The 9,117-nt window shown below is 63.6% G+C and carries 12 protein-coding genes; 8 read left to right on the top strand and 4 right to left on the bottom strand.

Annotation, left to right across the window (positions count from 1 at the left end; all coding sequences use genetic code 11):
- From ACN4F8_RS00180 to ACN4F8_RS00170, 3 genes are all read right to left on the bottom strand, one after another.
- The coding region (locus ACN4F8_RS00180; RefSeq protein ID WP_419471722.1) for a DNA-binding domain-containing protein at positions 1–362 on the bottom strand (362 nt) is incomplete at its 3' end.
- Entirely contained in the window at positions 359–1,285 is a 927-nt protein-coding gene (locus ACN4F8_RS00175) for a DUF692 domain-containing protein (protein WP_419471721.1), read from the bottom strand. The genes ACN4F8_RS00180 and ACN4F8_RS00175, both read right to left, overlap by 4 nt.
- Before the next feature lie 36 nt (positions 1,286–1,321).
- Positions 1,322–1,642: a DUF2282 domain-containing protein gene (locus tag ACN4F8_RS00170; protein ID WP_419471723.1), complete on the bottom strand. Its 321-nt coding sequence runs from the start codon at positions 1,640–1,642 to the stop codon at positions 1,322–1,324.
- A 192-nt stretch (positions 1,643–1,834) separates the two neighbouring features.
- Here ACN4F8_RS00170 and nrtS point away from each other — a divergent pair, with 192 nt between their 5' ends.
- Complete coding sequence (nrtS, locus tag ACN4F8_RS00165) at positions 1,835–2,083, top strand: nitrate/nitrite transporter NrtS (RefSeq protein WP_419471720.1); 249 nt, start codon at positions 1,835–1,837, stop codon at positions 2,081–2,083.
- Positions 2,084–2,089: 6 nt separating this feature from the next.
- Here the strand turns inward: nrtS and ACN4F8_RS00160 are convergent, their stop codons facing one another.
- Positions 2,090–2,989, bottom strand: coding sequence for a DUF547 domain-containing protein (locus ACN4F8_RS00160; protein WP_419471719.1), 900 nt, complete (start codon positions 2,987–2,989; stop codon positions 2,090–2,092).
- Between the two features lie 167 nt (positions 2,990–3,156).
- On the opposite strand from ACN4F8_RS00160, the gene ACN4F8_RS00155 reads away from it, so the two are divergent.
- From ACN4F8_RS00155 to ACN4F8_RS00125, 7 genes are all read left to right on the top strand, one after another.
- On the top strand, positions 3,157–3,723 hold the full coding sequence (locus ACN4F8_RS00155; RefSeq protein ID WP_419471718.1) for a sigma-70 family RNA polymerase sigma factor: 567 nt from the start codon (positions 3,157–3,159) through the stop codon (positions 3,721–3,723).
- On the top strand, positions 3,720–4,355 hold the full coding sequence (locus ACN4F8_RS00150; RefSeq protein WP_419471717.1) for a DUF1109 domain-containing protein: 636 nt from the start codon (positions 3,720–3,722) through the stop codon (positions 4,353–4,355). The genes ACN4F8_RS00155 and ACN4F8_RS00150 overlap by 4 nt, the downstream gene beginning before the upstream one ends.
- Before the next feature lie 111 nt (positions 4,356–4,466).
- Complete coding sequence (gene arsS, locus ACN4F8_RS00145; RefSeq protein WP_419471716.1) at positions 4,467–5,513, top strand: arsenosugar biosynthesis radical SAM (seleno)protein ArsS; 1,047 nt, start codon at positions 4,467–4,469, stop codon at positions 5,511–5,513.
- Positions 5,510–6,376, top strand: coding sequence for a phosphate/phosphite/phosphonate ABC transporter substrate-binding protein (locus ACN4F8_RS00140; RefSeq protein WP_419471715.1), 867 nt, complete (start codon positions 5,510–5,512; stop codon positions 6,374–6,376). The genes arsS and ACN4F8_RS00140 overlap by 4 nt, the downstream gene beginning before the upstream one ends.
- Positions 6,373–7,269, top strand: coding sequence for a phosphonate ABC transporter, permease protein PhnE (gene phnE / locus ACN4F8_RS00135; RefSeq protein WP_419471714.1), 897 nt, complete (start codon positions 6,373–6,375; stop codon positions 7,267–7,269). The genes ACN4F8_RS00140 and phnE overlap by 4 nt, the downstream gene beginning before the upstream one ends.
- Positions 7,266–8,111, top strand: coding sequence for a phosphonate ABC transporter ATP-binding protein (locus tag ACN4F8_RS00130; RefSeq protein WP_419471713.1), 846 nt, complete (start codon positions 7,266–7,268; stop codon positions 8,109–8,111). Before phnE ends, ACN4F8_RS00130 begins: the two co-directional genes overlap by 4 nt.
- Positions 8,108–9,115: a hypothetical protein gene (locus tag ACN4F8_RS00125; RefSeq protein WP_419471712.1), complete on the top strand. Its 1,008-nt coding sequence runs from the start codon at positions 8,108–8,110 to the stop codon at positions 9,113–9,115. Before ACN4F8_RS00130 ends, ACN4F8_RS00125 begins: the two co-directional genes overlap by 4 nt.
- Positions 9,116–9,117 lie beyond the last annotated feature (2 nt).

Here is a 9,117-nt window from a genome sequence, read left to right as displayed (position 1 = left end):
GCATGCAGGCTGTGCATGCAGGCCGCTTCGACGCGCGCCACCGACGGCAAATAGGGCACGCTTTCAGCGGGCTCTAACTGCGCAATGAAGCGATCGAAATCCGCCGCGTAGCGCATCAGCACAGGCTGGCGGGGAGGGGACTGCCGGATGTAGACCGTAGCCATGCTGCGAAAGAACGGCTCGCCAACCAGCTCTGCCGTGACTGGGTAAATGGCGAGCAACGTATCGACCAGCGAGACGACGGTGTTGTTGCGGTGCACCGCGAAGCGATCGGCCAGATTCCCACCACCCCGCAACACAAGACCCGCCGGCACAGGCAGGGTGGGGTCCAGCAGCGCGTGGGCGAAGCTGTGGTGGCTCATCGCACCACCTCGGGTGTCATGGCCTGGATCAAGGCTGCAGCGTCCAGTGATCGGTTGGCACGCGCCAGTTTCGAGTCTGCCAAACCCACCTCGGCCATCAGCACTGCAAACGCAGGGATGTTCTGGTCACGCTCCAGCAAGGTGGGCACGGGCCCCACCCGAGCCAGCACCGTGTCGAACAAGGCCCAGACCGCACTGGCGACGCTGGCGCCATGGTTGTCAATGAGCAGCCGTACGCCCGAGCTGTCAAACGATTCGGCAAACCCGGCAAGGTGAATCTGCCCGGCGTGGCGCAGTGGCAGTTCGAGCAGGGCAGCGACGGGGTCCTCGCCCTGGTTGATCGCCGACACGTACACGTTGTTCACGTCCAGCAGCAGACCGCAGCCGGTTCGCTGAACCACCTCGCTCATGAAGGCGCCCTCGCTCCAGGTGGACGCCGCCCATGACAAGTAGGTGGAGGGGTTCTCCAGCAACAAAGGCCGCCCTATGCGGTTCTGGATCTGGTCGATGTGCCGGCAGACCCTGTGAAGGGTAGGCAGGTTGTACGGCAATGGGAGCAGATCGTTGAAGTGCGTGCTGTTGTGGGACGACCATGCCAGGTGTTCGGAGAAGACCGCCGGCTCGAAACGCTGCACCAGCGCCGTTACCGCCTTGAGGTGTTCTTCGTCCAGGCCGGCTTCCGATCCGATCGACAAACCGACACCATGGAGGGTCAGCGGGTAGTCAGCGCGGACCGCTGCAAGGTGGCGCAGCATCGGCCCACCCGCCACCAGATGGTTTTCGGCATGGACCTCGAAGAAGCCCACGTCGGGACGGGTGTCCCGAACGTGGGCGAAGTGCTCTGCCTTCAGGCCCAACCCACCCCGCATTGGGAGCGCGCCAAACCCCAAGGCGGTTTTGCGATGCTGGGCGGTGAGCTCCATGAGAAGGCCTGGTTGGTGAGAGTGCACTCAGGCGGATCAAGCCTTTTCCTTGAACTCCTTCAATTGCCCGAATCCGGATGGCGACTTGGGCGATGCGGTCTTCTCGCACGTTCCTTTTGGAACCAGCGACCAGGCGTTGCCCTGGTAGTCCACTTTGGAGGTGCCGGCGCAGGTGGTGCCTGGCCCGGCGGCGCAATCGTTCTTGCCCTTCAGCGCAACGCCGAAGCATTTCTCTTTGTCCGCGCTCTGCGCGGCAACCGGTGCGGCCACCAGCGTGAGCGCGGCACCCATGGCCAGGGCTAGGGCGGCTCCGGATGCGAGGCGGGTGGCGGTGCGGCGATCGACAGTGTTTTCCATGAATGACTCCTGCAAGTGGTTGGCAAATCCGCTCATGGAAATTTCTCCGAGCGGGCAGGTCAGACAATCTGGCCTACCCTGCATGGTCGAAAGCGCGTCTGGTTCGTTACATCAAAAAAAGATTCTTTTCTTGATCGGCGATGTAACCGATCGGGTCAAGCGAACGAACCCGCCATCACATGAAGCCCTCAAATGAAAAATCTCATCAGCACAGCCTTGTCCAGATCCATCGTCCTGAACGCACTGCGTGTGTCTGCCGTTGTCGGCACTGCACTCAATGTGATCAATCAGGGTGAGGCCATCTTGGCCACTCACGCGCCCTCGTGGATGCATGTGGCACTCAACTACCTGGTGCCCTACCTCGTGTCCAGCTACAGCGCAGCCAAAAACGAAGTCAGCAGAAGCCAGCTGCCTCGCGAAGACGTGCGTCACCCTCAGTAAAACGACTCAGCGGCTTGCGTCGTTCAGGGACCAGTCGTAGTCGAGGTAGGTGATGTCAACGCGCCCGCTGCGGATCCGATCTCGGCCCGCTGCAGAGTCCGACAAGCGTTCGGCGTACAGCCCGGCAAAACCGTGCAATGAGGTGACGCCCCGATCACCTCGCTTGAAATCGTCGGCATACCAGTCAAAGATGCGCGAGAGTTGCAGTCGCCCTGCGGTTTCGTCAAAGCGGTTACGCGTGCGGTCGGCCATGAAGCGGCTCGTCTGCTCCTCCATCTGGGCGTCGATGCGCGTTGCGACGAAGGCTTCTTCGCGCAACATCGGGCATCCGATGGACGCGCAGTTCACGGCGAAATGCACCCTGGGATCGTCGTAGACGCCCCGCTTGCGCAGCATACCGTGTTCGATGTCGTCCAGCGACACCTTGCTGCCCAGCAGGGAAATCCATTTCGGCTTCCAGGGACTGGAGAGGAGGCTGCCCAACTCCTTGATCGACGTCAGGTCCGGGTATTTGGTGAGGATCAGTTCGACTGTGAACGCGTTGTAGGCGTTGATCAGGAACGCCTGGCGCTGCGCCAGGGAGAAGGCAGAGAACCCGTCAATGGTGACAGTGGAAAGGGACGACAGATAGGCCGTGAGGTCCCCGCGGTCCTTTGAGAAGCCTGCGTAGCGAACCTGTGATGCCTGCCCGCCGCGAAGCAGCACGACATGCCGCTTGAGCAGACTGGTCCAGGCGGCGTGGCTGTGGTCAAACACTGCAGCATGGCTGTGGCCCAGGGGCCACAAGGCCGGCAGGCACCCGGCAGTGAAGAGGAGAAACTGGCGTCGGCTGGTGCTCATGACAGGGCCCAGGGACAAGGGCTGCGTCGTGACCACGCGCGAGGCGGACGTGGAAGAAGTTTTCATCTGGCTTGTCTTGACGGGTTGAAAGGGATGGAAGGGCCTTTGCTTTACGAATCCGGAGGCCTTTCCGTTACAGGCAGTGCAGAATCCCGGGCCAACAACCATGCCTTTGGTCGGTACTTGCTCATGCCCCCCCCCATTTTTGTAACCAAAGCAGCCGCTGCCACGAAATGCCAAGAGAGACAGGTCCCAACGATTTCGAAGCCAGCCTGAGACCGCTGTGGCTGCGTGCGCAGCAAGGCGATGAGGTCGCTTACCGCGAGGCGCTGGAGAAGATCGCGTTGCGCATCCGCGGATTTCTGCGGCGGCGCATGCAGTCGACGCCGGATGACATCGAAGACCTGGTGCAGGAAACGCTGCTGGCACTTCATCTGCAACGCGGAACCTTTGACCCGACTCTGCCGGTCAGCGCCTGGGTCACGGCGATCGCTCGCCACAAGCTGGTCGATCTCTGGAGACGCCGTGGGCGGCGGGATGGCCTCCACGACGCGCTGGACGATGTGGACGAGGCCTTGCTGGCAGCCGAACCGGTCGAAGATGGTGCGCCGCGCGACCTTGAAAGGCTGCTTCAGGAGTTGCCGGATGTTCAACGTCAGGCCATCGTGTTGACGAAGATCGAGGGGCTGTCGGTGACTGAAGCATCGATGCGCACCGGTATCTCGGAGTCGGCCATCAAGGTACAGGTGCACAGAGGGTTGAAGCGGCTGGCGCAATGGGTGAAAGACACAGGAACATGAAAACGCAATCGCTTATCGAGATGTTGGCCAAGGGCGCAGGGCCTGCCCCGCAGGCGCCCGCGCTGCGGCGCCTCGCCCCGGTCGTGGCACTTGGCCTGATCGCGAGCGCCTTGTTCGCCCTGATGAGCATGGGACCGATCCCTGCGGTCATGTGGGCTACGCAGGCGCCGTGGCTGAAGCTGATGTACGGCGTCAGCCTGGCGCTGGCGGCGGGCTGGTTGACGGCCAGGCTCTCCCGGCCGGTGGCGCGCACACAATGGCCCGTGCGGGCCGTTTTGGCTGTGTTTGCCACCATGCTGGCCCTGGGCGCTCTCACGCTGGTGACCAGCGCGCCAGATCAACGCATGGAGGCCCTGTTTGGCGAAACCTGGCTCAGCTGCCCAACGAATGTGGTGGCGCTTTCGTTGCCGGCACTGGCCGGCGCACTGTGGGCGCTTCGCGGACTCGCACCCACCCAACTGCGGGCTGCCGGCTTCAATGCTGGACTGATGGCCGGCGCACTGGGCGCCATGGGTTATTCCCTGGTGTGTCCTGAGGTCTCGGCCACGTTTGTGGCGGTCTGGTACTCGCTGGGAGTCCTGCTGACAGGGCTGCTGGGCGCGGTCCTCGGTCCGCGGCTGCTGTGGTGGTGAGGTGGTGAGGCAGCGACAACGCCCTTGGCGGTATTTTTCTGCCGGGCTGTAACAAACAATCGGTTGTGAACGACTGATGGTGTCGAACCTTCAACTTCACCAGTCCGTCCCATGCACGACACCCTGCCGCTGCTCACCGCCACCGACTTTCCCGCCATCCGGCGCCAACCCCTGACCACGCTGCAGGTCAACCTCGGTTACCGCTGCAACCAGTCCTGCCTGCATTGCCATGTCAACGCCGGCCCCAACCGCACCGAAATGATGGACGGGGCAACGGTGGACCTGGTGATCGAGGTGCTGCAGGCCAGGGGTATCACCACGCTCGACCTCACCGGCGGCGCGCCGGAGCTCAGTGACCACTTCAGGCGCCTGGTGGTGGCGGCCCGGGCCCTGGGTGTCGAGGTGATTGACCGCTGCAATCTGACCATCCTCAGCGAGCCCGGTCAGGAAGACCTCGCGGCCTTCCTGGCTGAGCAAAGTGTTCAGGTGGTGGCTTCCATGCCGTGCTATTCCCCTGCCAATGTCGATCGGCAGCGGGGCGACGGTGTGTTCGATCTCAGCATCACCGGGCTGCAGCAACTCAACGCGCTCGGTTACGGCGTCCCGGACAGCGGTCTCATACTCAATCTCGTCTACAACCCGCAAGGACCGTCGCTGCCTCCGCCGCAGGCTGCGCTGGAGGCCGACTACAAGCGCGAGCTGCTACAGCACTTCGGTATCCGCTTCAACCACCTGTTTGCGCTGACCAACATGCCGGTGCAACGTTTCGGCAGCACCTTGGTGTCCAAGGGAACGTTTGGCGCTTACATGCAGCTGCTGAAGCAGGCGTACCAGGTCGACAACCTCAACACCGTGATGTGCCGCTCCATGATCAGCGTCGACTGGCAGGGCGATCTGTATGACTGCGATTTCAACCAGATGCTGGGTCTGCCGGCCCGCCTGGGCAAGACCTACCGCCCGCATCTGCGGGAGCTGTTGCAGGCCGATCCCGAAGGCGAAGCCATCCGGATTGCCGACCACTGCTACGGCTGCACCGCAGGACAGGGCAGCAGTTGTGGGGGTGCGCTTGAGTCGGCTGGCCCAGCCACAGCGACCATTTCCGTTCATGCCCAGCACAACGGCACAGCCCAAACCGTTACTTCAGGAGAGATCCAATGAGCTTGTTCTCCCGCTGGCTAGCCAGCCTCTTTCTGCTGCTCGGCACGTTCACCGCGCAGGCGCAAGTCGCGCCGCTGAAATTCGGTGTCGGCCTGTTCCAGCCCGATCGCGAGCGCAACGACGCCACCTACCGGCCGCTGGCTCAACACCTGTCGCAGCGCCTGGGTCGCCCGGTCGAGTTGCGCACCGTTGACAGCTGGGAAGGCTTAGCGAAGTCGCTGGCCAATGGCGAAACCGACCTGGCCCTGATGGGGCCTTGGGGTTACGTGCTGGCCAACCAGGCCGCCAATGCCCAGGTGGTCTCGACCATCCTGTACGAAGGCAAGCCCGAATACTTCGCGATGATCGTCACCCACCCGGACTCGGGCATCAATTCGGTGGCCGATCTCAAGGGGCGCACCTTTGCCTTCGGCGACAAAGGATCCACCTCCGGCTACCTGATTCCACTGCATTTCTTCATGAAGCAAGGCATCGATCCCGCGAAGCATTTTTCTCGCGTGCTTCACACCAAGCACCAGGCGATCCAGACCCAGGTCACTGCCGGGCAGATCGACGCTGGCGCCGACTACAACCGCAACCGCGACGCGATGATCGCGCAGGGCCTGATCAAAGCCGAGCGCTCGAAGATCATCTGGCAATCCGATCCTTTGCCCAACGACGCGTTTGCCGTCAGCGAAGCGCTCTACAAGGACAAGGCCTTCGTGGCGCGCCTGCAGGCGGCGCTGGCTGAAGTCGGCCCCTTGCTCAAGACGCAGCCTGCACTGATGCCGCCGAGCTACACCGGCTTCATCAACAGCGACAACCGGGCCTACAAGCCGATCAGGGACGCTGGTCTGGCCACTGGCACGCTGCAGCCCAAGTGAGCGCGCTGCCGATCCAGCCGCCTTTCTCGCCACCGCGTTGGTCCGGTCGGGCGCGTTTTGCGCTCCTGGTGCTGGCCTATGCGTTGCTTGTCGGAGTCTGCCTGGGCAGCCTCTGGGTGGCGGGAGAGTTGTCGCTAGGGCGCAACCCCGTGGCCAACCTGATCAAGTCGATCGGTGAATTCGCTTACCCGAGTTTTCTGGATGTGTGGTTCGGGCCGGAGCGCCTGGAATACCGCAGCGACGACGGCACGCTGCTGCGCGTGGAAGACCGCCGTGTTGTGGAGGCCGATTTTCTGGCGGCACTGGGGCGTGCCACCTGGGTCACGTTCCAGATCGCCACCCTGGGTTCGCTGCTGGGTGCCTTGTTGGCATTGCCCCTGGGCCTGCTGAGCGCGAGCAACCTGGGCGCACCTCGCTGGCTGGCTTGGGCAAGCAAAGGTCTGCTTGACGTGCTACGCGCCATTCATACGTTGGTGTTCGGCCTGGTGCTGGTGGGCATCGTCGGCCTGGGCCCGACCGCCGGCATCCTGGCCATTGCGCTGCATTCCATGGGCACCTACGGCAAGCTGTACGCGGAGTCGGTCGAGTCGCTGGACATGGGAGCCATCCACGCCGTGCAAGCCACTGGCGCGTCGCGCACCCAGGTCTTCTTCAACGCCGTATGGCCTGCCGTGTTGCCCCAGTTCGTGTCGAATCACCTCTACATCTGGGAGTTCAACATCCGCGACTCGACCATCCTGGGCCTCATCGGTGCGGGCGGCCTCGGCTTGCTGATCTCCGAGGCGGTGAGCCTGTTCCAGTGGAGCCGCCTGGCCACCATCCTGCTCGTCGTCATCGCGCTGGTGGTGGCGTTCGACAGCTTTTCGCGGCGCATACGCCAGGCTTTGCTGTGAGCGCCGGAACACACGACATCCGCATCCGTGATCTGGCCGTGAAGGCCGGTGCGCGGACCTTGCTGCGACTGAACGAACTGCACATTGGCGCCGGCGAACGGGTGGCCATCGTCGGGCACAACGGTGCGGGCAAATCGACCTTGTTGCGGGTGCTCGGTGGCCTGCTGGTTCCCACCGAGGGATCGGTCAGCGTGTTGGGGCGGCCGCTGCAGGAGCCGGTGTCCGACGCCGCGCTGCGCGCCTGGCGATGCGAGGTGGGCCAGGTCATGCAGGGGCTGCACATGGTCTCGCGCTTGAGCGCGCGCGAGAACGTGTTGATCGGCGCCCTGGGACGCCTGAGCGGCTGGCGCAGCTGGAGCCGCCTGTACCCTGCGACGCTTGTTGCCGAGGCTGACGAGGCGCTCGCCTTGGTTGGCCTGCAGGGTCTGGGCGATACGCGCACCGACCAACTCTCGGGTGGGGAACGCCAGAAGCTCAGCATTGCAAGGTTGCGCCTGCAGCGCCCGAGTTTGATCCTGGCTGACGAACCTACGGCCAATCTGGACCCGGCCGCCGCTGCCGATGCCTGCAGATGGCTGGGCAGCATCGCCAATGACGCCACCCTGATCACCGTGGTGCACCAGCCCGCTCTGCTGCCGCTGCTGGCCGACAGGGTGATCGGCCTTCGAGACGGCGCGCTGGAATTTGACCTGTCGATCGCTCAGGTCGATGCCGAAAGACTGCAGGCGCTGTATGAATCCAGTCCAAACCCAATTCCAACCGACCTCTGTTCAACACCCAGCCCAGGCCCGACGCCGTCGCTGATGGCTTGTCTACCAACCATGCAAAGAAGCACCCCATGAACATTGACGCACCCACGCTCAATGCCGCGCCTGCGGCCGCCGGCAGAACCTGCCCGCTGCACTACCGCTACGCGCCCTCAGTGTTCGCCAGCGAGGCTCCTGAGCACCTGACAAATCTCGACGTGCTTTATGTGGTGGGCGGCTTGTATGGCAACGAGGCCGCGCTGCAGCGCGTGATTGAACTGTTCGAGCAGGAGCGTGGACGTGCCCGGATGGTGTTCAACGGCGACTTTCATTGGTTTGACGCCGATCCCGCCGTGTTCACCCGCATCCAGCAATCGGTGATGCGCTTCGATGCCTTGCGTGGCAATGTGGAGACCGAGCTGGCCGACCAGAACGCCGATGAAAGCGCCGACGCCGATGCTGGCTGTGGCTGCGCCTACCCCGACTGGGTGGGAGACCAGGTGGTCGAACGCTCCAACCGCATTCACAAAGCGCTGCGCAGCTGCGTCACACCTGAGCAGCAGCACGAACTGCGGTCCTTGCCGATGTGGCTGCGCGCCGATGTCGGCTTACTGCGTCTGGGCGTGGTACATGGCGACGCGCAGTCGCTCGCCGGCTGGGGCTTTGCGCAGGAACACCTGCGCGACGCCGCGCACCGTGAGGCGGTAAAACGCTGGTTCGACGAGGCTGACGTGCACGCATTTGCCAGCACGCACACTTGCCTGCCCGTGTTCCAGCGCCTGAGGTCGGGACCGGACGCACACGCACGCTGGGTGTTCAACAACGGCGCCACCGGCATGCCCAACTTCCAGGGCGATGCGGCGGGCCTGATCACCCGCATCGCGCTCGCGCCGTACACGGGCTCGGAGCGTCGCTTCGGCGTGGTCGAGCGCGGTGTCCATGTCGACGCCATCGCCATCGAGATCGACAGCACCGCCTGGCAGCGACAGTTCCAGCAACTGTGGCCCGAGGGCAGCGATGCCCACGCCTCCTACTTCAACCGCATCCAGCACGGCCCGGCTTATCAGTTGCAGGATGCCGTGCGCCCACTGGAGAACTGAAC

Origin of the sequence: Hydrogenophaga sp. (assembly GCF_048549895.1) — a bacterium.
Lineage (GTDB): Bacteria > Pseudomonadota > Gammaproteobacteria > Burkholderiales > Burkholderiaceae_C > Hydrogenophaga.
This window is presented reverse-complemented; position numbering and strand designations above follow the sequence as displayed.